This is a genomic window from Prosthecobacter sp. Pr1 (assembly GCF_057652315.1).
The window spans coordinates 676,198-702,474 of record NZ_JBYFBS010000001.1 but is presented as its reverse complement, the minus strand read 5'-3'; the positions used below and the strand labels follow the sequence as shown (position 1 = coordinate 702,474).

The 26,277-nt window shown below is 59.4% G+C and carries 17 protein-coding genes; 9 read left to right on the top strand and 8 right to left on the bottom strand.

Translation table 11 applies throughout. The annotated features are described in order from the left end of the window. Nucleotides 1–4: 4 nt before the first annotated feature. Nucleotides 5–976 (bottom strand): KpsF/GutQ family sugar-phosphate isomerase, encoded by a 972-nt coding sequence (locus tag AC24GY_RS02865; RefSeq protein ID WP_487680112.1) that lies wholly within the window; start codon nucleotides 974–976, stop codon nucleotides 5–7. A gap of 107 nt (nucleotides 977–1,083) precedes the next feature. Here AC24GY_RS02865 and AC24GY_RS02860 point away from each other — a divergent pair, with 107 nt between their 5' ends. Further along, entirely contained in the window at nucleotides 1,084–2,112 is a 1,029-nt protein-coding gene (locus AC24GY_RS02860; RefSeq protein ID WP_487680110.1) for a hypothetical protein, read from the top strand. A 54-nt stretch (nucleotides 2,113–2,166) separates the two neighbouring features. Here AC24GY_RS02860 and AC24GY_RS02855 read toward each other — a convergent pair whose 3' ends face one another. Then, complete coding sequence (locus AC24GY_RS02855) at nucleotides 2,167–2,400, bottom strand: ferredoxin (RefSeq protein WP_395732995.1); 234 nt, start codon at nucleotides 2,398–2,400, stop codon at nucleotides 2,167–2,169. Between the two features lie 179 nt (nucleotides 2,401–2,579). On the opposite strand from AC24GY_RS02855, the gene AC24GY_RS02850 reads away from it, so the two are divergent. Next, entirely contained in the window at nucleotides 2,580–9,152 is a 6,573-nt protein-coding gene (locus AC24GY_RS02850; protein WP_487680108.1) for an autotransporter-associated beta strand repeat-containing protein, read from the top strand. Between the two features lie 59 nt (nucleotides 9,153–9,211). Then, nucleotides 9,212–10,261, top strand: coding sequence for a ComEC/Rec2 family competence protein (locus AC24GY_RS02845; protein WP_487680106.1), 1,050 nt, complete (start codon nucleotides 9,212–9,214; stop codon nucleotides 10,259–10,261). Nucleotides 10,262–10,275: 14 nt separating this feature from the next. On the opposite strand, the gene AC24GY_RS02840 is transcribed toward AC24GY_RS02845, so the two are convergent. Together AC24GY_RS02840 and AC24GY_RS02835 are read right to left on the bottom strand one after the other, a co-directional pair. Then, on the bottom strand, nucleotides 10,276–11,898 hold the full coding sequence (locus AC24GY_RS02840; RefSeq protein ID WP_487680104.1) for an SGNH/GDSL hydrolase family protein: 1,623 nt from the start codon (nucleotides 11,896–11,898) through the stop codon (nucleotides 10,276–10,278). 3 nt (nucleotides 11,899–11,901) lie between these two features. Then, complete coding sequence (locus AC24GY_RS02835; protein ID WP_487680102.1) at nucleotides 11,902–13,224, bottom strand: neutral/alkaline non-lysosomal ceramidase N-terminal domain-containing protein; 1,323 nt, start codon at nucleotides 13,222–13,224, stop codon at nucleotides 11,902–11,904. A gap of 52 nt (nucleotides 13,225–13,276) precedes the next feature. Between AC24GY_RS02835 and AC24GY_RS02830 the strand changes: the two genes are divergently transcribed. From AC24GY_RS02830 to AC24GY_RS02820, 3 genes are read left to right on the top strand one after another with little or no spacing between them, the layout of a single operon-like run. Further along, nucleotides 13,277–14,242, top strand: coding sequence for a mannonate dehydratase (locus tag AC24GY_RS02830; RefSeq protein ID WP_487680100.1), 966 nt, complete (start codon nucleotides 13,277–13,279; stop codon nucleotides 14,240–14,242). A 1-nt stretch (nucleotide 14,243) separates the two neighbouring features. Further along, a complete protein-coding gene (locus tag AC24GY_RS02825) occupies nucleotides 14,244–15,680 on the top strand; it encodes an Nramp family divalent metal transporter (RefSeq protein WP_487680099.1) in 1,437 nt (478 codons plus the stop codon). 8 nt (nucleotides 15,681–15,688) lie between these two features. Continuing rightward, nucleotides 15,689–16,915, top strand: a complete 1,227-nt coding sequence (locus AC24GY_RS02820) for a mandelate racemase/muconate lactonizing enzyme family protein (RefSeq protein WP_487680097.1) — start codon at nucleotides 15,689–15,691, stop codon at nucleotides 16,913–16,915. 18 nt (nucleotides 16,916–16,933) lie between these two features. Here AC24GY_RS02820 and AC24GY_RS02815 read toward each other — a convergent pair whose 3' ends face one another. The 3 genes from AC24GY_RS02815 to leuC all read right to left on the bottom strand — a co-directional run bounded on the left by AC24GY_RS02815 (nucleotide 16,934) and on the right by leuC (nucleotide 20,653). Then, the gene (locus tag AC24GY_RS02815) at nucleotides 16,934–18,031 is read right to left on the bottom strand and encodes an SGNH/GDSL hydrolase family protein (RefSeq protein WP_487680095.1); all 1,098 of its coding nucleotides are present in this window, start codon (nucleotides 18,029–18,031) and stop codon (nucleotides 16,934–16,936) included. A gap of 8 nt (nucleotides 18,032–18,039) precedes the next feature. After that, the gene (locus tag AC24GY_RS02810; RefSeq protein ID WP_487680154.1) at nucleotides 18,040–19,125 is read right to left on the bottom strand and encodes an alpha/beta hydrolase fold domain-containing protein; all 1,086 of its coding nucleotides are present in this window, start codon (nucleotides 19,123–19,125) and stop codon (nucleotides 18,040–18,042) included. 112 nt (nucleotides 19,126–19,237) lie between these two features. Beyond that, nucleotides 19,238–20,653: a 3-isopropylmalate dehydratase large subunit gene (gene leuC, locus AC24GY_RS02805; RefSeq protein WP_487680093.1), complete on the bottom strand. Its 1,416-nt coding sequence runs from the start codon at nucleotides 20,651–20,653 to the stop codon at nucleotides 19,238–19,240. A 107-nt stretch (nucleotides 20,654–20,760) separates the two neighbouring features. On the opposite strand from leuC, the gene dctA reads away from it, so the two are divergent. Further along, nucleotides 20,761–22,038: a C4-dicarboxylate transporter DctA gene (gene dctA, locus AC24GY_RS02800; protein ID WP_487680090.1), complete on the top strand. Its 1,278-nt coding sequence runs from the start codon at nucleotides 20,761–20,763 to the stop codon at nucleotides 22,036–22,038. Nucleotides 22,039–22,041: 3 nt separating this feature from the next. Here the strand turns inward: dctA and AC24GY_RS02795 are convergent, their stop codons facing one another. Continuing rightward, nucleotides 22,042–24,558, bottom strand: a complete 2,517-nt coding sequence (locus AC24GY_RS02795; RefSeq protein WP_487680088.1) for a transglycosylase domain-containing protein — start codon at nucleotides 24,556–24,558, stop codon at nucleotides 22,042–22,044. Between the two features lie 73 nt (nucleotides 24,559–24,631). Here AC24GY_RS02795 and AC24GY_RS02790 point away from each other — a divergent pair, with 73 nt between their 5' ends. After that, a complete protein-coding gene (locus tag AC24GY_RS02790; RefSeq protein WP_487680086.1) occupies nucleotides 24,632–25,693 on the top strand; it encodes a class I SAM-dependent methyltransferase in 1,062 nt (353 codons plus the stop codon). 23 nt (nucleotides 25,694–25,716) lie between these two features. After that, on the top strand, nucleotides 25,717–26,277 hold the full coding sequence (locus tag AC24GY_RS02785) for an SOUL family heme-binding protein (protein ID WP_487680084.1): 561 nt from the start codon (nucleotides 25,717–25,719) through the stop codon (nucleotides 26,275–26,277).

The following is a 26,277-nucleotide window of genomic DNA, read 5'->3' as shown; positions in this document are numbered from 1 at the left end:
CGCCTCACAAGAGCCGCAGCCGGGTCAGATCCTGCGTATCCACCATGCCCACGGGTTTTCCCGATTCATCGACCACCACGATGTCGTCGATCCTGTTTTTCTCGAGCGTAGCGAGCACCTCGGCGGCAAGTTTGCTGGCCTGAATGCTCACCGGACGCGGCGTCATGAACTCGTTCACCGGCTTGTCCGCGATGGCGTTGTTCTTCTGAAAAGCGCGGACAAAGTCACCATGCGTGAAGACGCCGGCGAGAGTGCCGTTCGGGTTCGTCACGATGGCGGCACCGCTGCGGGCACGGGTCATCGCCTGGAGAGTCTCGCGCACGGTCGTATCCGGTTGGATGACCGCGAGCTGTTCCCCGCAGCGCATGACATCGCTCACGCGCGTGAGCAAGGCGCGGCCCAGCGAGCCGCCCGGATGCAGTCTTGCAAAGTCCTCAGATTGAAAGCCGCGCGCTTCCAGCAAAGCCATGGCCAGCGCATCGCACAAGACCAGCATCGTCGTGGTGCTGGAGGTCGGGGCGAGATTCAACGGACAGGCCTCCTGCGTGACGTGCACGTCGAGCACCACATCCGCATTCCTGGCCAGCGTGGACTGCATGCCGCCAGTGATGGCGATGATCGGGATGTCGAAGCGCTTCAAATGCGGCAACAGATCCAGCAGTTCAGACGTTTCCCCGCTGTAGCTGAGCATGATCGCCAGATCACCCGGATCAATGACCCCCAGATCTCCATGCAGCGCATCTCCGACGTTGAGCAGCACGGTGGTGGCTCCTGTGCTGTTCAGCGTGGCGGCAAGCTTGCGGCCGATGTTGCCGCTTTTACCCACGCCACAGACGATCAGCTTGCCCCGCTGGCGGACCCCCGTGAGCAGCAGTTCGATGGCCCGGGCGAAAGATTCGTCAATGCGCGCATGCAGCCGCTGCAGCTCGTCGATTTCGAGCTGGATCACGCGGCGGGCTTTTTCGGGGTAATTCATGGGTCTGAACTGTTAGGCGGGGACTGAGATGCATCAACCAAGTGCTTGAGCCCGCGATACTTCCCCGCCATGATTAGGAAAGCTCCTTCTGAATTGTTCTTTAATCAATGACCTCTGGCTCCATCGGTTCTCACCGCGCCTTCATGGGTGTTTGCATCACCCTGTGCGTCATCCTGTCGCTGACCCTGTACGTGGGATGGAAATTCTATTTCTTCAACGTCGCCAATCGCAATACCCTGATCGAAAAGGCCCTATACGCCGAGAAGAAAGCCCAGGATCTGGAAAAGCTGGGGATCTCCCTTGAGACGGCCCATACCACCCCACCCACTCCTTCGGTACTGCCGAAACTCCCGGCCAGCAGTGAAGCCACTCCCCCAATCACGCCCACCGCGTCTTCCGCCTCCACCACCCTGGCATACTCCCCCAGTCAGAATGCTTCACTGCATCCTGCAGAATCCACCATCAAGGCGATGCCGCTACTGGAGTCCAGCGATGAAGTGGTTCAGGCGTTGCAGTTGCTGGACCAGTATTGGAAAACGGAATCTTGGAAGGATCGCGTTCCTCTGGTGGCCCATTCTGAGCGGGTTGCCCCCTTGATGAAAAATTTCTATGAAGTGCAGAGTGCCAAAGATCCATTACCTGGGGCGTTGGTCAGCAAGGCGCGTTATCAGATCAATGGCACTGAAATTCTTTACTTCAGTTATGCAGGCACCAGGCCCACAGGCTCGCTGGAAATCGCCATGCTGCGTGGTCCACAAGGGAAATTTCTGGTCGACTGGGAAAGCCTCACCGGATACGGCGAGATGTCGTTCCAGGAGTTGCGCACCAAACGTCCCACCAGTCCGGTGCTGGTACGGTCCTACGTGCGCTTGTTTGAGTATTACAATTACGAGTTCTCCGACTCTAAAAAATACCTCTGCATCAAGCTGCTGTCAGAGAGTGGCGACAACTCAGTGTACGCTTATTGTGAACGTGGCACCCCTCTGGCTCAGTGGATCGAGAGAGACCTCGCCAGCACCGGTCCCACCGGTTTCAAAGGCTACACCATGCTGATATCCTTTCCGCCAAACGCCCGGTCAAACCAGTGCGTAATTCTTGACAAAGTAGTGGTCCAGCGCTGGCTCAACCTGCCCTGATACGCCAACACCGTCAGGCATGACGGTGTGCTTTAAAATGACTGCCCTGAAGGCTTATTCGCCGTCGCGACCGATCGCTTCCACCGGGCAGCCAGTGAGGGCTTCTTCGCAAAGTGCGCGCTCTTCATCAGTTTCAGGCTGCTTGTAGAGGAACGAATGACCACCGTCGTCGTCGCGCTTGAAGTTTGCAGGAGCCGTTTCGCGGCAGAGGTCGCAGTCAATGCACTGGTCATCAACATAGTAAGCTCCGGGAGCGTTCTGGGCGTATTTGTTTGCAGCGTCGGCCATGGGAATCTGGAAAAGTAAGGGGGGGGGTTGGGATAGTAGTAGCCGCACCCTGGGTTTCAAACGGTTTTTTGCCTGACCTCCTCCCCCCTGCCGCCCCCTCTTTGACAGAGTCTTTACAATAAAAGCTCGCCTCAGCCGTGATGCTCGCCGCATCATTCACCCCAACCCGCTTTCCTGCCATGAAATCGCTCGTCCTCGCCCTCCTGCTTCCTCTCACGGTCCTTGCCGAAAATGAAATCGGCTTCATCGAGCGCTTCGCCCTCGCCGCTGACCGCGAAAAAGCCCTCGGCGAGCTCGTTCCTGGCTCGGAGGAATACTATTTCTTCCACGCCCTCCATTACCAAAACCTCCGCGACAATGCCAGGCTCAATCAAATCCTCAATCAGTGGCGTGAACGCGTCCCGGACGAAAACGAAGCCCGCCGCATCATCCTCAATCGCGAGGCCATCCTGGACTATGAACGCGATCCCCAGGCCACGCTGAAATACCTCATCGAGCGCCTCGGCATTCGTCACGACCACCAGCAGGAGGTGCGTGACCAGAAGCCCAACCTCCCCACGGAGCTCGATCCCGCCAAAATCAGCCGCGAAGTCTTCCTCCGCGATGCGCTGAACAACGACCGCAGTCTTGAGTCCCTCTCCCAGGAAGCCCTGTCATCGCTCATTCGTGATCAGGTGCCGCTCAAGACGGATCAACGCCGCAGCGTGCTCAGCAAGCTCCAGCGCCCGGATGTGCCAAATCTCGTACAGGCCATCATTGCCGACCTTCAGGCGGACAAATCACGCACCTTCGGCTCTCTGCCCATTCATCGCGCCCTGCTGCCAGAGCAGCTGGATTCGCTGCTGCAGACTTTCCCGCAGTGGCTCAGCCAGCAGTCCTTCGTTTACACGCGCCTGCGTAAAATGGCCCCCAGCGCGGATGTGAATCTGGAATACGACGACACTGAGCGCGCGGCCTGGCTCGACCGCGTGTGGGCCTTCGCACAAAACCTGCCGCCCTCCCAAAACACCCTCAAAGCCCGCATCCTCTACCTGCGCCTGGACCATGACCGCAAGCACGGCGTGTATGACCGCGCCCGCTTCATCGAATACCTCAAGCTCCCGCGCCAGCTCAACTACATCAACTACACCTACATCAAGGACGTTATCCCCGGCGAACTCTCCGACCTCAACGCCGATCTCAGCGAGCCACTGCTGCTTTCCCCGCCTCTTAGCACTGATGAGCCGCTCGTCCGCGAGTACTTCCTCCACCTCTTTGCCTCCGAGGTGAAGCCCGATTCCGATCCCAACGACGTGCTCGCGCAATGGACCACGTACATCGCAGAAGAATGGCTCACCCCCGTGCTGGCAGAGGCGCTCATAACCCACCGCATCGGCTCCCCGGAGCATTGGGCCTCGCTGATTACGCCCACCGAATTCCAGCAGCTCAAGGACCGCGTGGACATCGAATTTCCCGCAACAAACGCTCCGCAGTTCTCACCCGGTGACGACATCCAGTTCGACGTCACCGTCAAAAACACACCGAAGCTCATCGTGAAGATCTTTGAGCTGAACACGCTCAATTTCTTCCAGACCCAGCAGCGTCAGCTCAATACCGATCTCAATCTCGACGGCCTCGTCGCCAACAGCGAGCAGACCCACGCCTTCGAGGGCGGCCCTTTCGCACGCACGCGGCAGACCTTCAAATTCCCCGAGCTCAAAGGCAAGCGCGGCGCATGGATCATCGAGTTCATCGGTGGCGGCCGCAGCAGCCGCGCCCTCATTCGCACCGGTCAGTTCCACATCCTGCAGCAGACCAGCCCTAGCGGCGATCTCATCCTCGTCCTCGATGAAAAGCACCAGCCCGTGAACGATGCGGTGGCGTGGTATGAAGGCCGCAAACTGGTACGCGATGAAAAAATCGGACGCATCGTCATTCCGTTCACGAATCAACCCGGCACCAAGAATCTTGTCATTGGAGATGCCGCCGGCAGCTTCGCCACGCTCACGTCCTTCACCCATCATGCCGAGGACTACCGCCTCGATGCCCAGTTCCACATCGAACGCGAGCAGCTTCTCGCCCGCCGCGAAGCCACCCTGGCCGTGCGCACCGCATTGATGATAGGAGAAGTGCACCTCGCCCCGGAATTCCTCACCGAACCGAGGCTCACCATCACCAGCACCACGCTGGATGGCATCTCCACCACTCGCGAAGTCAAAGACCTCAAACTCAGCGCTGGCAGCGACCTCACGCACACTCTCACTGTCCCCGAGCGTCTCGCCTCTCTCACCGTGGCCTTCAGCGCCAAAGTCGATGTTGTCAGTGCCGGAGGGACCAAGAAAGACCTCACCGCCAGCCACACCTGGACGCTCAACGGCATCGACAAAACCGAAGCCGTCAACGACGGCCACCTCAGCACTTTTGACGGTCAGCGTGTCTTCGAACTCCTCGGAAAAAACGGCGAGCCCATCGCCGATCAGCAGATTCTTTTCACGTTCAAGCACCACGAGTTCAATCGCTCCCAGGTCATTCCGCTGCGCACGGACGCCCAAGGACGCGTGAACCTCGGCAAACTCACCGGCATCGAATCCGTGGCCGCCAAAATCCCTAATGGCCGTCAGACGCTCTGGCCGCTGCTCGATGCCGAGGACACGCTCTCCACCACCATTCACTCCAGGGAGGGCGAAACCATTCGCATCCCCATTCATGACACCGGCAGTCTTCCCGCGTCACTCCTTGCTCAGTCTTCCGGCATTTTCACCGCAGACCTTGCAGCACTCCTCAAATCCGAAAACGGCTTCCTCACCATCAGCGGTCTCACACCGGGCGATTACTCACTAAAAATCCCCGACCAGCCGCTGATCACCCTCAAGGTCACGCAAGGCGAAACCCTCGGCGGCTGGGTGCTTGGCAGACACCGCCAGCTTGAACTCAAAGGCAACACGCCGCTCCACATCCTCAGCATCGAAAACGACCAGGAATTCATCACAGTCAAACTCGCCAACAGCAGTCCCTTCGCACGCGTTCACTTCGCTGCATCCCGCTTCGATCCCGGCAGCGGCATCTTCGGCGGACTCGGCGGTTTCACCCGCTTCGGCGCAGCTTCCGGCACTCCCGCGAGAAACCCCAATCTCTACTCCGCTGGCCGTGAGATCGGCGATGAGTACCGCTACATCCTCGAACGCCGCTATGCCAAGCTCTTCCCCGGCAACATGCTCACCCGTCCCGGCCTGCTGCTCAACCCATGGGAGATCCGCAGCACCGACCTCGACGAACTCGCTCAGCTCGAAGGCCAGTCCGCAGCCATGACTCGCGGAGGTGCCGCTGGCGTTGCAAACGACGCCGACAAAATGGCAGCGAAGAAAATGAAAGCTCAAAGCGGCCCGCAAGGCGGCACCAATCTCGACTTCCTCGCCGCACCCGCTCCGGTCATCTATAATCTTGTGCCCGACAAAGACGGCGTCGTCCGCATCGAGCGCAAAGCCCTCGGCGACCGCCAGCACGTGCAGATTTACGCCGAAGACCTGCAAAACGCCTCCTGGCGCACGCTCACGCTGCCGGAAGCGCCCACCAAGTTCACCGATCAACGACTCGCAAGAAATCTTGACCCCAAGACTCCCTTCACGCAGAAAAAAGAAATCACCGTGCTCGAAACCGGCAAGGCCCTCACACTCGCCGACATCCTCACCAGCGAACTCGAAACCTACGACACACTCGGCGGCATCCACTCGCTGTTCACCACGCTCAGCAATGACGGCCATCTGGCCGAATTCGCCTGGCTGCTGAACTGGCCCAAGCTCAAAGAGGAGGAGAAGCACGCCAAATACGGCGAGTTCGCCTGCCATGAACTGAACTTCTTCCTCTTCCGCAAAGACAAACCTTTCTTCGATGCCGTGGTGAAACCCTACCTCGCCAACAAGAAGGACAAAACCTTCATGGATGAATATCTCCTCGGCCTCGATCTCGCCCCATATCTGGAACCCTGGGCGTATGCCCGCCTCAACCTCGTCGAGCGCATCCTTCTCGCCCAGCGGATCAAAAACGAAGCCCCGAATGCTGCACGCCATGTCCGCGAGCTATGGGAGATGATTCCGCCGAACCCCGAACAGCAGGATTACCTCTTTGAAACAGCACTGCGCGGTCGGGCGATGGAAAAGGGGGATTTGGATGGCTTTCACGTCAATTACGGCGCTGCGATGAACCCTGCGCCACCACCACCACCGATGTCGCCGAAGCCAGAAGAATCAGCAGCAGCTCCCGCAGATGCTTTTGCCGCGCCGGCACCAGCAATGAGATCTGGTTATCTCGGCAATAACAGCGAAGCGAAACCCGGAAACGGAAGGGTTAATAGATCCCTGACCGCCGTCGAACTTCAGCGGCTACCGGCGATGAAAAACGGCGCTGTTGACATGCCCAAGGAAATGGCGGCCCTCGGCCTTGAACGAGAAGAAGCGCTGCGTAAATCGGGAGCAGGTGGCTGGGCCGTGAGTGGTGCCAGCACCTACACAGGCGGAACCACCATCAATGCTGGAAGCCTCCTCTATTTCGACGCTGGATCCGCCAGGGATTCGCAGCAGCAGGTTCGCATCTTCTTTCGTGCCCTCGGTCCCACCAAAGAATGGGCGGAGAACAACTACTACAAGCTGCGCATCACGGACCAGACTGCCGACCTCGTCACCGTAAACGCTTTCTGGCGCGATTATGCGGCCTGGGTGGCCGCAGGCTCCAAGGGCGGCTTTGTTTCTTCCAACCTCGCCGAAGCCAGCCGCAACTTCACCGAGATGATGCTCGCGCTCGCCGTGCTGGATCTGCCCTTTGAGGCTCCAAAACACAGCACGAAGGCTGACAATGGAAAGTTCACCTTCACCGCAGGTGGTCCCTGCATCTTGTATCACAAAGAGATCAAGCCGGCCGTGGTCGAAAACAACGCACAAGGCCAGCTCCTTGTGTCCCAAAGCTTCTTCCGCCAGAGCGACCGCTACCGCATGGAGGGAAATGAGAAGTTCGAAAAATACGTCACCACCGAATTCCTCACCGGCGCAACGTATGGCGCGAACATCGTCGTCACCAATCCCACCAGCAGCCCGGTGAAAGCCGTCGTGCTGCTGCAGATCCCCCAGGGCGCACTGCCCGTGCTCGGCAGCAAGGCCACCGACTCACGCCAGATCCGGCTGGAGCCTTACACCACGCAAACCTTCGAGTATCACTTCTACTTCCCACTCGTGCCCGCCAAGACAGGCCTCAAGTTTGCGCACTTCCCTGTCAACGTCGCCACCAGCACCAGCACGGCAGGTGCTAAGCCGTTTGAGTTCAATGTCGTGCCGAAACTCACCGAGGTGGACAAAGCCTCATGGGATTATGTTTCGCAGTACAGCAACGAAGCAGAGGTCTTCACCTTCCTTGATCAAACAAACCTTGAATCCCTCGATCTGGCCCGCGTCGCGTGGCGCTGCCGTCAAAGCGTGGACTTCTATCAAAAGCTCATGGCATACATGCGCATGCATCACCTCGACGATGAAACCATCGACACCTATGCGCTGCTTCATAATGATGCCGCCACGCTGCGTGAATGGTTGAAGGCACGTTTCGGTGACGCATGCGGTCCGTATTTCACCAGCAAGCTTCTCACGTTCGATCCCATCGAACGCCGCAGCTATGAGCATCTCGAATACTCCCCGCTCGTCAACCAGCGCGCGCACCGCGTCGGTGGTGAATGGCGCATCGCCAACCCAGCCGTGCTAGAGCAATACACCAAACTTCTCGCCATCCTCGCGCACAAGCCGCAGCTGGATGCCATGGACAACTTCAGCGTGGCCTACTTCCTCTTCCTGCAAGACCGCGTGGAAGAAGCGCTGGCACGCTTCAAGACCGTCGACGCCGCCAAGCTGCCCACCAAGATCCAGCACGACTACTTCCAGTGCTACGCAGCCTTTTATGAGGGCGATCTCGCCGCCGCACGCGGTCTCGCCGCCAAGTATGCCGATCATCCCGTGCCACGCTGGAAGCTCCTCTTTGCCGATGTGGCCACACAGCTTGAAGAAATCGAAGGCAAGACCGCAAAGGCAGAAAAAGGCGACAAGCCCGATCGCGAAAAACAGCAGGCTGAACTCGCCGCCACCGAGCCCGGCTTTGATTTCAAAGTCGAAAACAAGACCATCGCCCTGACTTGGAAAAACCTTGGAGAAGTCACACTGAACTACTACCTCATGGACCCCGAGTTCAGCTTCAGCAGCAATCCTTTCGTGAGCCAGGACGCCGGGCGCTTCAGCATCATTAAGCCGAACAAAACAGCCACGCAGACATTGCCGAAGGATCAAACCAAGCTCGAACTGGCGCTGCCCGCCGAATTCGCCAAAGCGAACGTTCTCGTCGAAGTCCTCGGAGCAGGACTTCGCAAGACCCAGGCCTACCACGCCAACACCTTGAAGCTCACCCTCTCCGAAAACTACGGCCGTCTTGAAACCCGCGACACCACCACCGACAAGCCCTTGCCCAAGGCCTACGTCAAAGTGTACGCACGCCTGAACAACGGCACCGTGCGCTTCTTCAAGGACGGCTACACCGACCTGCGCGGTCGCTTCGACTACGCCAGCCTCAACGGCCCCGAAAATGCGTCGCCACAACCGACGCCCTATGAAGCCGCGCCCGCCAACGGACTGGACTACCAGATGCTCAAGCCTGCCGAGCTGAGTAACGTCGAAAAAATCGCCATCCTGATCCTCAGCGACACCCACGGCGCAACGGTGAAGGAAGTGAACCCACCTGGGAGGTAGATTCATCTGCAATGAGAGAACGCGCCTTCTTCGAGCGTGAAGAAGGCGCTTCATCCATCATGAAATCCATCCTCGCCGCCCTGCTCGCCTGCACCCTCACTCTTTCCGCGCGTGACAAGACGCTCGACATCTACTGGATCGATTCCGAAGGCGGTGGCTCGACCCTGCTTGTGACGCCAGCGGGTGAGTCGGTGCTCATCGACACCGGCAATCCCGGCGGACGCGATCCGCAGCGCATCAAGAAAGTCGCAACGGAGCAGGCCAGGCTCACGCGCATTGATCACGTCATCATCACACACTTTCATGCCGATCACTTCGGCGGTCTGGCCGAACTGGCAGAGCTAATGCCAGTCGGCACTCTCTACGACAAAGGCATCCCTGATGGCAGTCCTGACGGCAAGGCCCAGGACATGCGCTGGACGCTGACAAGCCGCCCGTATCGCGATGCCAAAGTGGAAAAGCGCGTCACGCTGTCGGCAGGTGCCGTCGTGCCGCTCAAGCAGGCAGAAGGCACTCCCAAGCTCACGCTCCGCTGCCTGGGCGCAAATCAGCAGTTCATCCCGCCTTATCCCGACCAGCCCGAAAACCCGCTCAAGGGTTCCGTTCCACCCAAAGCAGCCGACCCAACTGACAATGCCAACAGCGTGGTGATGCTGCTGCAGTTCGGCAACTTCCGCTTCTTTGATGGCGGCGATCTGTCATGGAATGTCGAAGAAAAACTCGTCTCCCCCTTCAATCTCGTCGGCACCGTCGATTTGTATCAAGTGAATCATCACGGCCTGGATGTAAGCAACAACCCCATGCTCATTCACAGCCTCCAGCCCACAGTTTCGGTCATGAACAACGGCCCCCGCAAGGGCACCAGCAAGTCCGCCATGGACGCGCTCAAATCGACCCCGACAATCCAGGCGATGTATCAGGTGCATGAAAACGTCCGCGACGATCATGAGAACACAGCAGACAAAACCATGATCGCCAACCACGGCGATCTGGCCGAAGGCTGCGCCGCAGAGCACATTCACTGCACCGTCAGTGCCGATGCGAAAAGCTATACCGTCGAGGTGCCTTCACAGAAACACAGCCGCACTTTCCAAACGCGCGAAAAATAGCAACTGCACTCACCTCACTTTTTCCCGCCCAATTTCGCGCGAATCACCGGTGCCAGCCACTTGGCCGTCTCATCGGCAATCACGTTGTAACCCGCGAGATTTGGGTGACGATCACCTGCCCAGCCGGGCAGATGGCCAAAGATGCCATCGAGGTGGTTGTCCAGCACGACCACGGTCGGATCCGCGCCAGGCTGGATATAAGGCGTGGCAAAGCCTCGCAGATTCTCCGGGATCTTCGAGAGCGGATAGCGGCGGTAGTTCAGCATGTCGGGACCCTTCTTCAATTCCGCGAGATACCGTGGCGCGATGTCAAAAAGGGTGAGCTTTTCTTCCGTGGCGATCTTCTTGACGACGTCATTGATGTCCGCATGCAAACTCTCAAGTGTGTAAGGAATGACCGTCATGGGAATGAGCATGGCGTTTGGGTGATCCTTGTGCAGGCGGGTGAGCAGCTCACGGAAGTCCTTGGGGAAGTTCTCTTTGAAATTCTCGCGTCGGGCAACGTCATTGATGCCGTAGCGAATGAAGATGTAATCAGCCTGAGGCTTGGTTTTCACCGCCTTGTCGTAACGGGTGTCGAGCAGCCGGCGGATGAACTCACCGCTGACGCCTTCATTGTACACATCGCAGGGAGGCAAGTCGGCCTCGGCGGCCAGCTTGATGCGCAGCGTGTCCTCAATCTGCGGTTCATCCGGCGCAAATTTCTTCGGAATGCTGGCCTCGGTGGTACTGTCTCCGAGGAGGATGATCTGCAGGCGTTTCTTGCCCGCCGTGGCATCGCTGAACGCGAAAGGCGTACCACCGATGATCTGATCCGACGTGATCGTGGGGCAGATACGCTTCTCCACATGAGCAACAAACAGCTCCGTGCCACGGGCATGACTAACGAAAGGCCAGCGTGCGGGATTGTACATCGTGTCCGTCAGGTCGCGCATGAGCACGACATGCTTGCCGTTCTTGGCCATCTGGCGCAGGCCGAAGGGACGGCCGGAGACGCACATGTTGAGGTGTACCCCCATGAGGATCACGTTGTCGATGTTGCGCGCTTCGAGGAGGTTCCAGATCTCAACACCGCTGTCGCTAATAGCGTCCTTGTCCTGGTCAATGCGCAGCACATCGATCTGTTTCGTCCACGGTGCCTTTGGATTAAGCCCCTTCGCTGCGAGTTCCTTGGCCCATGCGGCATGCTCAGCGAGATCATCGTCTTCACCGCCGTCGGTTTGATCCAGCGGATACACAGCCAACTCCTCGGCCGGGATTTGCTTGCACCACTCGGCGATCTTGTCAGGCAGGCGCGCTGCGGTTGGCGCAGACTTCGCCCGTTCACGTGCGGGCGTGCCTTCGTAGGGCTTCATGCAGCTGCTCGGCGCGTGAATGATGAGCACTCCATCCTTGCGTGCTTTTTCGAGAACCTCATTCATGCGCGGCGCCATCTCGACTTCACGCGTCACAGCATTTTTGCAGTGGTGCAGGTCCCACATGTCACAGACGATGATAGCGGTGCGGGAGGGCAGCCACGGTTCCTTCACCAGCGTCGTTTTGCCCGCAGGAGCGCGTGATTGCAGCGTGAGAGAGAGAGGAGTTTCGGCGGCGAGAGCCGAAACGGTGAATGCGAGGAGGAGTACGAGTGTCTTCATGGATTATCGGGAAAGTTTTTCGTGCAGTTCATGGACCTTGTTGGCGATGCGTTCTTCCACGCTTTCCGCCCAGCCGGCCGCAGCTTCATAGCCGCCTTCTTTGAGCACGCGGAGGCTCGGGACATAGCCGGTGTAATCATTCGAATAACCGGCCACCCAGACACCGGCGGCACCGGCAAACTCACGTTTGAAGCGCAACGAGTAATCCACCACGACTTCGCTGCCGAGCGTGATGAAGGTGAGATCGTTGCCGAGCTTGATGACCTGCACCGGGTAATCGTGATCTGCGCGCCCCGCCTTGGCGTAGCTGAGTTTGATTTCCTCATACGCAGCGCGGATCGGCCCTTGAACAGGATGTGGATTGACGACGAGCGCCATTTCAACAGCGTTCGAAAGCGAACGACCATGCTGCATGGAAAGCTCAAGATCCGTGACCCCAGGAACAACATCGCTGCGACGAGGATAGGGATTCTGATCAGCGCCGCAGCCCATCAAGAACAGGGCTGTGAAGCCGGGGCGGTGCTCCTGCAGGTATTCCTGCGCGAAGCCCGCGTAGTCACCGCACCAGTTGTAAAAGCCGAGGCTGGTGTTGTGACAGGCATAGCCAAACAAGGTGGCACGCAGCGTGCCATCGGGCGCTTCGATGCGTAGTGCCGGGACCTCGTGATCCACAGGACCGTCCGGATTGGGTGCCTTGTTCGCGTTCGGATGGTCGGGCGGCAGCGTGTAGTCACGACGGCGGTTCATGGCGAAACCGCAGCGAGCCTTGTTCCATGTGAGGCGTGCGGGTTGCATTTCATTGAGCGCCTTGCCAATCAGGCCTACGAGGTCGTTTTGCAGCTTCTGCGTGTACTCCCATAAGTCTTTGGCCTTGGGGTTGTCCTTGTCTGCATCTGTCAGCGGAGTTGTGCGAAGAGAAGGACCGCTGTGAGTATGTGAAGCGTTCATCACCAAATGGGCAGACTGCAGCCCAAACTCCTTCTCCGCACGCTGCGCCACATCATGCCGGAGAAGCTGCGGCACGCCGATGAGATCCAGCGTGACAAACACCAGCTTGTTTCCCTGCTCGTCTTGAAGAGCCAGCGCCTTGGCAAACAGATCCTGCACCTTGCCTTCCGCAGGTTTTTTGCGCCCCGCGTATCCCGCCATCCAGAGCAGCTTCTGCGGCGTCACCGCGACAGTGGCTGTTCCAGCTTTCCAATTCGCCGGCACATGAGGAGCCACCGATTTCGGCGGAGTTGGAGGCGAAAGCGGCGTAGCTCCAGGCGGCGCAGCAAGGACGGCACTGGCACACAGCATGACAAGGGAAAAAGCGCGGAGCGACATGCACAAACTACGGGCGCACCCACGTTGTTTGTTCACTCCGCACCCATCTTTCATGCGCCTCGCTTCTGTCCTCACACCGCTCAATGATCACCATCTGGCTCTCGCGGCCCAATGCGGCGTGGAAGAAATTACGGTGCGTTATCCAGGGTCGGAATTGGAACCTCTGCTGCAAACCAAAGCGCAAATCGAACGCCACGGCATGAAGCTGGGCATCATCGAAGGCTACCTTCCCATCGAGAAGCTCAAGCTCGGAAAGGACGATGGCAGTGACCTGACCGCGATGAAGCGGCTGCTTGAACACATGAGCGAGGCGGAAATCCCGCTGCTCTGCTACAACTTCATGGCCGGCACCGACTGGGTGCGCACCAAACTGGATGCCAGGGAGCGCGGCGGAGCGCTGGTGACGGCATTTGACCTCAAAGAAGCGCAGCATGCCATGTCTTTGAACTCGGCGGCGATTCAGGCTGGCAGCGAAACAATAACGGCAGACGCCCTGTGGACGAACTTGGAGCGCATGCTCGCCGAACTGCTCCCCGCGGCAGAAAAACACGGCGTAACGATGGTCATGCATCCCGATGACCCGCCGCTGGCCGCATTCGCCGGCAAGGCGCGCATCATGAACAGCGTCGAAAACTTCGAGCGGCTCATGCGCCTCTCACCGAGCCGGCACAATGCGATCTGTTTCTGCCAGGGCACCTTTGCGGAGATGGGCACCGACATTCCCGCCGCCATCCGTCGGCTCGGCCCGCACATCCGCTACGTTCATTTTCGCGACATTCGCGGCAATGCAGAGTTTTTTGCCGAGACGTTTCATGACAACGGCCCCACCGACATGGTTGCCGCCATGCGCGCCTATCGCGACATCGGCTTCACCGGCCCCATGCGTCCCGATCATGTGCCGCAGCTCGACGGCGAAGAAGAGGGCGAGCCCGGCTACACCATGATGGGCCGTTTGTTCGCCTATGGCTACATGCGCGGGCTGATTCAAAGCGTTCAAGCCGGCCACTCCTCCTCCTGACATGAAGCCACCCAACCCGAATCACGGCGGTCTTCCTCCTTGGAAGACCGACGACCTTCCCGCGCCACTGCCATTCAGTTGGCGCAATGCGCTGCGCACCATCGGGCCGGGGGCCATCCTGCTCGTGGGGGCCATTGGGATGGGCGAGTGGATCGCGGGGCCGTTGTTTGTGGTGCAGCACGGACGCAGTGTGCTGTGGATCGCGACGCTGGCATTTGTTCTGCAATCGCTGCTAAATCTCGAAGCGGTACGCTACACGCTTTACACGGGAGAGCCGGTGCTCACGGGCTTCATGCGGATGCGGCCGGGATCGCGGGTGTGGGGCGTGTTTTATGCGCTGGCAGGCTTTGCGCAGCTCGGCATGCCTGCGGCGGCGGCTGGATGCGCAGGTGTGGCGTTTGCGATGCTGCAAGGGCGTGCTCCGACGGATGCCGATGCGTCGACTGTGACGTGGATCACGGTGGCCCTCGTATTGATCTCGGCCGTGGTGCTCGCCTCAGGCAAAAAGGTCGAGCGACTGCTGGAACGACTGTCGTGGATGATGATCATCTTCATCTTCGGTTTCCTGCTGTGGGTGAACTTCACCTTTGTGCCGCTCAAGGACTGGAGCAGCACGCTGACAGGCTTCTTCTCGTTCGGAGTGGTTCCTGAGAAGGTCGATTTCGTGATGCTGGCAGTGTTTGCAGCGCTCGCCGGCAGCGGCGGCATTGGCAATCTTGCCATCGCCAACTGGTTTCGTGACAAAGGCTTCGGCATGGCTTCCAAAGCGGGCAATATGGGCGGCGTGTGGAGCACGGAGCAGACATTGGCCCCCGTAGGCAGCGTGTTTCCCATCACCGCGGAAAATTTGAAGCGCTGGCGCGACTGGTGGCGTTACGCGATCATTGATCAATCCGGCCTATGGATGCTGGGATGCATCGTGGGCATGTTTCTGATGGTGAACCTGGCCTCGTCGTTGTTTCAACCCGGCATGCAGGTCACCGGCGTCGCGGCGGGTGTGTTTCAAGCGGCAGAGATGCGCAAGCTATGGGAGGGCTTCTGGATTCTCGGCCTCATGAACGGCTTCTGGATTCTGTTTTCGACGACGCTGACGAATGTGGATGTGCTGGCCCGCGTGGTGGCGGACATGGCATGGGCGGGCGGTGCGGTGCCGAAGAAGATGCCGGTGGGGCGGCTCTATGGCCTGCTGCTGCTCGGCTTCACGGTGATCGCGTGCTTCGGCGCATTCCTTGGCGATGCGAAATTGCTGCTCATGATTCTCGGCGCCACCGCCGCACCGATCACTGCCTTCTCCGCGCTGCAAATCCTGCGCCTCAACACCACGCTGCTGCCGCGTGAGTTGCGCCCGCCCCTGTGGCGCAAGATCGCGCTCGTCTTGTGCGCCTTGTTTTACGGCTTCATTTCATTCGCCATGTTCCGCCAGATTTTCTCCCACTGATCCACGTCATGTCACGCATCACCGCCATCGAAACCGCCATTCCCTCCGGCATCATGCCGAATCTGCTGCTCGTCCGCATTCACACGGAGGACGGGTTCATCGGCTGCGGCGAGACGTATTATACACCGCATGCCATCGCCGCGTTGATTCACGATTGGATGGCAGAGCGCCTGCTCGGAGCCGATGCGCTGGCGATCGAAGCGCACTGGCGCTTCATCTATGAGCGCTGCACGCCGTTTGGGCATCCGGGCGCGGAGATGCGCGCGCTGTCGGCCATTGATCTCGCGCTGTGGGATATTCTTGGGCAGGCCTGCATGCAACCGGTGTACCGCCTGCTCGGCGGGCCGGTGCGTGATGCGATTCCCGTCTATAATACGAGCGGCGGTCCAAGTTACGGCGCGCTGGCGGGTGCCACGGAAGCCCCACGTCATCCAGGCTGGCCGGGCTATGGCGACATCGGCAGCAAGGGACCGTTGCAAGACAACTGGGCCTCGCATTTTGCCGCCGGCGACCTCGCTGAGGAATTGCTCGCAGAAGGCATCACCGCGATGAAGCTGTGGCCGTTTGATCGTGCGGCACATCGTAACGGCGGTCTGCACATCTCCTGGGCCGATGTTGAAGAAGGCATGAAACCACTGCGGGAGATTCGCGATCGTGTGGGCATGAAAATGGACATCGCCATCGAAGGGCACGCGTTTTTCCAGCTCCCGGCGGCGGAACGCATCGCCGAAGCTTTGCGTGAGATCAAACCGCTCTGGCTGGAAGACGTGCTGCGCGTCGACAACGCAGCCACCTTGGCCGATTTCCGTCGCCGGAGCGGCCTGCCCATCGCGGCGAGTGAGATGCTGCTCGGTCGCAAAGAATATTTGAGCGTGCTGCAAGCGCAGGCCTGCGACTACTGCATGGTCGATCCCACCTGGAACGGCGGCATCAGCGAAACCCGCCGCGTCATCGACATGGCGCAGACCTTCAACGTCCCCGCGACGATTCACGACTGCACGGGCCCGCTCACGCTGTTCAGTGGCCTGCATCTCGCGGCCTCATCGGCCAATGTCGTGTTTCAGGAGACGGTCCGGGCGCACATCCGCTCGTTCTACGACAAGCTGGTCGATACGCTGCCCGTCATCGTGAACGGAAAGGCGCAGCTGCCCACGGGACCGGGCCTGGGGACAAAGCTGAAGGACGAGCTGTTCCGTGAAGGAGTGAACGGGTGGCGGAAGAGTGTGGCGAAGTAGTTGAGTTCAACCGCCGCTTCACAGCTTGGCTTTCATCCACGAGTAGAAGCTCGCGCCGATCTGGGCGTAGCCGACGGGATTGGGATGCACGCCATTGTTGTTCGGATAGCCATCGACAGGATCAAGATTGAGTTCCGTGGGAACAATGAAGATGCCGTCCTTCTCCCGGTTGGAGAGACGCTTGAGCATGAGCTGCACAATCCGGTGCTGGATGCGCTTCCAGCCCCAGCGTGGATACTTGTCCTTGTAGTTCGCTGTGAAGCCTTCCTGACGCGCATTCGGCGGCGTAGTCAGTCCCACAGCGAGTTTGGCATTGGGTGCGGCCTTGTGGAATGCAGCGAGGAGCTTGTCCGCATGGTCGAGCACCTCATTGATCTTGGCGTCCGGGTTGTTCGGATCGGCACCGAAGCAATCATTGATGCCAAGCAGGAAAGTGACGACATCGGGCGACTGGTTGCCGCAGTGCTCCTTGAAGTAGCGCTGCAAATCGAAGGCACCCGTTTTGCCATCCGCAGCCGGAAATATAAAAGGGCTGGTCGCCTTGCGAGCCACGGGACCTGCGGCCACTCCAGGAGTCTCCGGCGCGAATTTGGTGAGGAAGTCAGACCACTTCCAGCCGCCATAACCTTCATGAGCAACACCTGGCTTTACGCCTGCAGGCTTGTGAGTGCCGAGCAGCGTGGCCTTGGGATTGCCCGGCAGAGCAAGAAGCCGGGCGATTTCATTCGGGTAAAAGCTCGCATTCGTGAGGCTGTCGCCAACAATGAGCAGGCGCAGCGGCTTGGAGGAAATCGATTTGCGCGGGGCGATGTGCAGCATCGTCTTTCCCTGCTCCAACACTTTGCCGCCAGCATCTTTGACGGTGATGGCAATCGGGTGATCACCCACATCGGCATCACTCGGTGTGAGCGTCCAGCGGCGTTCTTCATTTTTGCCCAGCTTGCAGGTGAACTCGTAGCGGTAGGCCTCGGGAGTCTCCGTCAGCACGATGTTGTCGTGGTAGATGCTCATCGGCACATCCGGCGTGGCATACACGACGGGTGGCAGAGTAAGCTGAAGATCTCCGGCGAAGGCGGAGCAGGTGAGCGCGCAGAAGAGACTGAGAATCCGGTACATGTCCTCCATTACGGAGCATCATGAGCAAATCGTTCCATGAAGCGCACAATGGCAGACATGGAAAGCTGCCCGCCCGGCGTGGAGGGAAAGTAGTCCATGCCATGCGTGCCCCACGGAATCTCGAGAAAAAAGTGATCGTTGCGGTGCGCGAGGCTCGTGCTGAAACGCCGGCTGTGTCCGATGCCGACGAGAGAATCCAAAGTACCGTGAAGGATCAGCGTGGGCAGGCTGTGCGTCTCGAGGAACTCCGTCGCCGAAGCCGTACGGTAGCCTTCGGTCACCTCGTGCGGATCGCCGCCCATGTATTGGCGCACGAGGGTCAGGGACTTTAACAAATCGTCAGGCACAGACCATTCGCGGGCGAGATGCATGTTAGGCGTGCCATAGACGTCGATGCAGGCACAGGCACCAAGCTCCGGCATGCCATAAGCACAAGCAGCAGCGATCTGCGCGCCAGCGGAACGGCCCATGAGAACGATCCGATTCGCATCAATGCCGAGTTCGGCGGCGTGACTGCGAACCCAGGCGAAGGCACGGCGCGTATCCTCAGCCTGCGCCGGCCAGCGGTGTTTCGGCGCAAGCCGATAGGCATAGGAACACAACACATAGCCATGGGAGGCGAGCTCCGTGTTGGCTCCGACAAATTCGCCAGGATCACCGCTGTCCCAGCCACCAGTGTGGGCGATAAGCAGACACGGCAGCGGCTTCTCAACACCAACAGGCCGGTAGATCACCACATCCAGCGCTTCATCCCCTTCCCGCCAAAAGGTACAGCGCTCACACTGCACGCTGAATTTCTCAGCATGCACCGGCTGCCACAAACGCAGCCATGAGAAACGCAGCCCCTGCGCCGCTGCAATGCGCGACGCCTGCACGGCAGGAATGAAAAACACGATGGCGAGCAGCAGGCAGACCACCGCCAACCAGCGCGAGGACTGCGCGGCGGGATAAATCAAAAGCAGCGACAGCAGCGCTAGCCAGTGACCGAACTCCGTGGTGGCCAGCTGAAGCTGCCACTGCCATCGCGTCGGCGACATGCTCCACGCGTTCACCGCGAGCAAGGCGAGAATGAGGAGTGCCGAAATGAGAACCACAGTTTTCAAGAATCTGGTCTTATCCGCTTCGTCCACAATTCTGGATTCAATCACTTCATAAAAAAGGCGCGGATCTCACGACCCGCGCCTTTCGAAACAATGGGTTTCAGAATTAACCAGCAATCGAGAACACTTCGCGGGCATCCGCGATGCTGCCAGTCAGAGCAGCGGCGGCGACCATGACGGGGCTCATCAGGACGGTGCGTCCCGTGGTGCTGCCCTGGCGGCCTTTGAAATTGCGGTTCGAAGAGGATGCGCAGAGCTGATCGCCGACAAGCTTGTCGGGATTCATGGCCAGACACATGGAGCAGCCTGCGCCACGCCATTCGAAGCCAGCTTCGCTGAAGATTTCATGCAGACCTTCCTTGCGAGCGAGCACATCGACGATCTGCGACCCAGGAACCGCGATGGCTTTGACGCCTGCTGCCACTTTGCGGCCTTTGATGAATTTGGCCACTTCCCGGAAGTCGCTGAGACGACCGTTGGTGCAGGAACCGATGAAGGCGACATCAATCTTCGTGCCCTTGATCGGCTGACCAGCAGGCAGCTTCATGTAATCAAGCGCGTCCTGGATGGAGATGCGCCCAGGCTCGGTGGTGGCGCTTTCGGCAGTCGGTACGTTTTCGGTCACGGCGATGGCCTGGTCCGGGCTGGTGCCCCAGGTGACCGTCGGCGGCACGTCTTCGGCCTTGATGTTGATGACATCATCATAAACGCAATCAGCATCCGAAGCGACCGCACGCCATTGGGCCACAGTAGTGTCCCAGGCATCACCCGTCGGCGAGTAAGGCCGGCCCTTGAGGTATTCGAAGGTCTTTTCGTCCGGATTCACGTAGCCGCAGCGCGCACCGCCTTCAATACTCATGTTGCAGACAGTCATGCGCTCTTCCATGGACATCGCGTCGAATAGGCTGCCGCCGTATTCATAGGCATAGCCGATGCCACCATTCGCACCCAGCAGGCGGATGATGTGAAGAATCACGTCCTTGGAATAAACACCAGGGCGCAGCTGGCCGTCCACATTGATGCGGCGGACCTTCATCTTGCCCAGCGCCATGGTCTGCGTGGCGAGGATGTCGCGCACCTGCGTGGTGCCGATGCCAAAGGCAATCGCTCCAAAGGCTCCATGCGTCGCAGTGTGGCTGTCGCCACAGGCAATCGTGGTGCCGGGCTGGGTGATCCCCTGCTCAGGTCCGACGACGTGTACGATGCCCTGCTTGCCGCTGGAAAGGCTGAAATAAGTGATGCCGAAGTCCTTGGCGTTCTTGTTGAGCTCTTGGATCATCGCCTCGGCGAGAGGATCGGAAAACGGCGAGACCTGGCTGTCGGTCGGCACGATGTGATCGACGGTCGCAAAGGTGCGGTGCGGGTAGGCCACCTTCAGGTTCAAATCACGCAGCATGCCAAAAGCCTGCGGGCTGGTGACTTCATGGACGAGATGCGTGTCGATGAGGAGCTGTGTCTGGCCGTTGTCGAGGGTGCCGACGACGTGCGAATCCCAGACTTTTTCGAAGAGTGTTTTGCCCATGATGCGTGCTGATTGGTGGTTTGGAGGGCTGCAAGCCTAGCACGCCCGGCGGAGGGTGCAAGAATGCCTCTTGGCTTTTGCCGCCTGACCTGCCAGCATCCGCGCCCATGAAATGGCTCAAAATTCTCTACGTGCAGGTGCTGATCGGCGTCGTTCTGGGCATCCTGCTCGGTTTGTTGTTTCCGCCGGCGAATGCGATCGTCCTGTTCGGCCACACCTACAATGCCACCGACCTGCAGCCGCTGGCGGAGATTTTTATCAAAGCCATCAAGATGCTCATCGCCCCGATCATCTTCTGCACCGTGGTCTGTGGAATCGCCAGCATGGGTGATTTGAAACGGGTCGGGCGCGTGGGGTGGAAGGCGCTGCTTTATTTTGAGCTCGTCACCACCGTGGCTCTGCTTATCGGCCTTGTGGTGGCCAATGTGATCGAGCCTGGTGCCGGAGTGGAGCATCGTGCCTCGGCCAAGGAAACCTCGAAGCTGGTCGAATACCAGGCCAAGGCGGGAGACACGAGCACCAAGACCTTCCTGATGAACATCGTGCCGAAGACCTTTGTCGGAGCATTTACAGACGATTCGGTGCTGCCCGCCTTGTTTCTGGCTTTGCTGGTGGCCGTGGCGCTGTGCCAGATGGGGGAGAAGGGAAAACCGGTGCTCGACCTGCTGCACAGCGCTTCGGAGGTGTTTTTCAAACTGGTCGCCATCATCACCCGCATCGCACCTGTCGCAGCCTGCGCGGCCATGGCCTACACCGTGGGTTCGGAAGGTCCGGGCATGCTCATCAAGCTGGCCAAGGTGCTGGCCTGTGTCTACCTCACCTGCGGGCTGTTTGTGTTCGTCGTTCTGGGCGGTATCGCATGGTGGAACGGCTTCAGCCTGTGGAAGATGCTCGTTTTCATCAAAGACGAGCTGCTGCTGGTGCTCGGCACTTCCTCGTCCGAGACCGCCCTGCCCCAGCTCATGCTGAAGCTCGAAAAAGCAGGCTGTGACAAGTCCGTGGTCGGCGTGGTCATCCCCTCCGGCTACTCGTTCAATCTCGATGGCACCTGCATCTACCTCACGCTCGCCGCGTTGTTCGTTGCCCAGGCCACCAACACCCCGCTCACCCTCTGGCATCAGCTCGTTCTTCTTGGCGTCCTCCTGCTGACCTCCAAAGGAGCCGCAGGAGTCACCGGCGCTGGATTCATCACGCTGGTGGCCACGCTGTCGACCATCGACACCGGCATTCCGGTCTCAGGTCTGGCCGTTCTCATCGGCATTGATCGCTTCATGTCCGAAGCCCGCGCCATCACCAATCTCATCGGCAACACGCTTGCCACACTCGTTGTGGCCAAGTGGGAGAAGGAGTTCGATGCAGAAAAAGGCTGGATGCTGCTTCGCTAACTCTCACAGCTCGATTTTCATCGGCGGCGGCGGGGCCAGCTTGAGCTTCGGCGCATCTTCATCCGGGGTATCAACGGCATCCACGGGAATGGCTTTGCGGATCGGCGTGCCATCGTCATTCACCGGGCTTGCACGTGGCACGGCCTGCTCGGAATTGTAGGGGTCTTCACCGATGACGGTGAGCGCCTTCATGCGCACAGGTTCGATGTGGACCCAGCGGTTGGACGAGGCAATGAGCGGGGCCGCGCCAAAACCGCTGGCAGGGCTTTGATAGCCGAACTGCTTGATCTCCACCGGCAGACCTTCGCCCGTGTGCAGATTGCAGAAGCCTTCCAGCGGCGTGCCGGGGCGCAGATACTCAAAGTAGGTGGATCGCACGGATTTTTCACGGCCATCCGGCCCTTTGATCTTTTCGTAGCAGTAGTCCGTGGCACGCATGCCGCTGCGCTGGCACATTTCCACGCGCTCCGCCGTCTGTGGCGGCTCAATGTCCTTCGGCATGTACCGTGTGGCGCTGGCATTGACCATGTCCACCCAGACAGGCAGCACGATGTGGTTGGAGAACGCCCCGGGAAAAATGGTCTTCTGCTTATCAAATCCGGCCCACACCCCGCAGGTCACCCCAGAGGTGTAGCCCAAGAACCAGAGATCCTTGAATTCGTAATGCGTACCGGTTTTCCCACCCGCCACAAACTCGCCCAGCTTGTAATCACTCACTGCCGGACTGCCGGTGCCGCGATGCAGCGCGTCCACGAGGCAGGTGTGCGTCTGATACGCGGCGATGGGGTCCATGCTCTGCACGCTGCGCAGCGCCGACTCGGAGATTTGAAACACCACCTTGTCGTTGTTGTCCGTGATGCGCTGAATCAGGTTCAGCTTCTGCGGGCGGCTGCCCAGTGTGGGGAAATTGGAATAGGCCAGGCACATGTCACTCAGCCGCACTTCGCTGGCTCCAAGGAAGGTGGAGGGGTAGTCGCGCATTTCGGAGGTGATGCCCGCCTTCTGCGCCACCTGCTTGACCATCGGCACCCCGACGCGCTCACCCAGGCGAACGGTCGCAGAGTTACGCCCCTGTACCAGAGCCTCCCGCGAACTCATCGGTGCCTGCGTCCATTTCGGGTTGTCCACTTCCGCACCCCATTCGCCCAGAATCCCAGTCAAGCCGCCGATCATCACGCGGCGGTTGTCCAGCGGGGCATCATCCACCTTGGTGCCCGGGTAAAGTCCGGGGCTGCTGAACGCGGCGGCATACACCAGCGGCGTGAAGGCGGTGCCTGCCGGACGCACACCGTCCGTGGCACGGTTGAACTGGCTGTCACCAAAGTCACGCCCCCCCACCATCGCCAAAATGCTGCCGTCCTTGTTGTCGATCATCAAGGCCGCAGCCTGCAGATATTCTGGCAGCGGCTTGGGGGTGGCGGGATCAATTTCACCCCGCTTCATGCGTGCGCGGTAGTCAGCCAAGATAGAGCGAAACTGCGCAAACGTCTGATGCTCGTAGCCCGGACGTTTTTCCACCTCGGCCATGCGCTTGCTCACCGCCTCCTCCGTGGCCTTTTGCAGATCCTGGTCAATGCTGGTGTAGATGCGGAAGCCGCCGATGGAGGCCCGCTCCTCACCCACCAAGTCCACCACCTCACGCCGCACGGCATCAAAGACATAGCTCAGACGCGGGTCCGTGCTCTGCGGTGCAGTCACCAGCGGCCTTTTCTTGAGCTTGGCGGCCTCGTCCTTCGTCAGCGTGCCTTCGATGGACATGCGCTCCAGCACGTAATTGCGCTCCTTCATGGCGCGCTGCGGGTGCTTGATCGGCTGGATGTTGTTCGGGCTCTTGATCAGGCCGACGATCGTCGCCGCCTCCTCGATGCTCAGCTCTTTGACATCCTTGCCAAAGTAGCCGCGCGCCGCCGCCTGCACCCCGTAGAAATTCACCCCAAAGAAGATGCGGTTCAGGTAGAGCTCCAGAATCTCCGCCTTCGAGAAATGCTTCTCAATGCGCTGGGCGATGAATGCCTCCAAAATCTTGCGCTTGTAGCTGCGTTCCAGCAGCTTGAACGTCTGCCGGGCAAGCTGCTGCGTGATCGTACTCGCTCCCTGCGTGACCTCGCGGGCCACGATGTTTTCTTTCACCGCTCGGAGGAGACCGATGTAGTCCACCCCGTCGTGCTTAAAAAACCGTGAATCTTCCTGCGCCACCAGGGCGTCGATCAGGTGCTGCGGCACTTCCGTGACAGGCACAGGGGTGCGGTTCAGCACGTAGAGGCGGGCCATCTCATCACCGTCACGGTCAAAAATGATGCTCGCAGACTCCAGCTTCTTGAGTTCCTCCAGGTCAAACTTCTCCGCATCCCGCCGCAGTGGCGCCACGATCACGCTGTAAACGCCAAACGCTGACACAACACAGAGCAGGGCAAAGGCCACGAGCGCACTGAACCAGCCACGGCGGTAGAACGGCAGTTTTAGGCCGGCTTCGCCACGCCAGTTGCGTACAGGCTGGGGATCGGGATCATCACGGTACATGGCTTGGTAGGAAAGTAGGGTGGTAAAACTACCCGTCCTTCACAATCCGCGCCAGTTCTTTCCCGTGCATCGAATGTCTTCTCTTCCCCAGATTCTGCGAGAAAAACTCGCCTCCTCTCCATCCGGCCGTCTGCCCTTTGCACAGGTCATGGATCTGGCGCTTTATCATCCTGATCATGGTTATTACGGAGCCGGCCCGCGCAAAATCGGCCGCCAGGGCGATTTTTTCACCAGTGTGAGCGTCGGGCCGTTGTTCGGGAAACTGCTGGCCATGTACGCTTTGCAGGAATGGCAGGCGCTGGGAGAACCCGAAGATTTCACGCTCATCGAACAGGGCGCCCATGACGGCCAGCTCGCTGAAGATGTGTTGAGCGCCCTGGAGGGCCGCCCCCTGCGCTACCTCATCGTGGAACCAAACCCGAAATACCGTCAAGCTCAGCTCAAGCGCCTCGGTGATCGCGCTCAATGGGTGGAAAGCCTCGCAGCGCTCGAAACCGGCCCCAAACATGGCTTTTTCCTCTGCAACGAGCTGCCGGACGCCTTCCCCGTTCATCTCGTCCGCTGGAACGGCGAACGCTGGGAGGAATTGTTCGTCGAAACCGATGGCACCGAGGTCTTTCGCTTCATTCCCGGCAGTTGCTCCTGTGAGGAGCTCGAGGCAGAAGTGACACACCTGCCCCACGATCTCGAGACCGGCCACACCCTCGAAATCAATCTGGCCATGCTCGCGTGGATTCGCGCCCTGGCGCAGGCTGCGTTTCACGGAGCCATTTTCATCGCCGACTACGGTCTGGATGCGGAGGAATTCCACGCCGACTCCCGTACCGATGGCACCATCCGCCGTTACAAGCAGCACCAGACAGACGGCCATGTGCTGGTAGACCTCGGTGAATGCGATCTGACTACGCACATCAATTTCACGCGGTTAATAGAGGAAGCCGAGCGCCATGGACTTTCCCAGCGCGAATACGACCTGCAGGGCCGCTTGCTGGGCCGCATGGCGACAAAGTGGATTCAAAGCCTCGAAGGCAAACCGCCTGAAACCGCCACGATGCGTCAGTTCAATTCACTCACGCATCCAGCGTTAATGGGGCGCTCGTTTCGCTGCCTCATTTTAGAAAAGTCAGCCCGTTGATCCATGGCGCGCGTATTTCGGCCATGAAAAAGTTGCTCGCCCTCATCAGCGGTCTGGTTGTCAGCGCCATCGGCATCGCCGCCTGCGCCACATCGCGTGCGGGTTATGAAACGGCTCCGTACAAGGTCATCCGCACGGACGGCGCCTTTGAGATTCGTGAGTATCCCGAGCTCAAAATCGCCACCACTTCTCGTGACGCGGACAATTCCAGCTTCATGCGGTTGTTCCGCTACATCGATGGCGGAAATGCAGCCAAAGAGAAGATCTCCATGACCACACCGGTCTTCATGGTGGATGGGAAAATGGCCTTCGTGGTGCCTGAAAAGCACAAGAAAGACACTCCCGCCCCTGCCTCTGCTCAGGTGAGTGTGGACACCATGAAAGCACGGCGAGTGGTCGTTCATCGCTTCAGCGGCTCCCAAACCAAGGAATTGGAACAGCAGGCCCTGGCGAAGCTGAAAGCCTGGATGCAGCAAAACAAGCTTCAGGAGGCTGGCTCACCCTTCAGCGCCTACTACGACCCGCCGTGGACACTGGGTTTTATGCGCCGCAATGAAGTCCTGGTTCCCATCCCTGCTCAATAA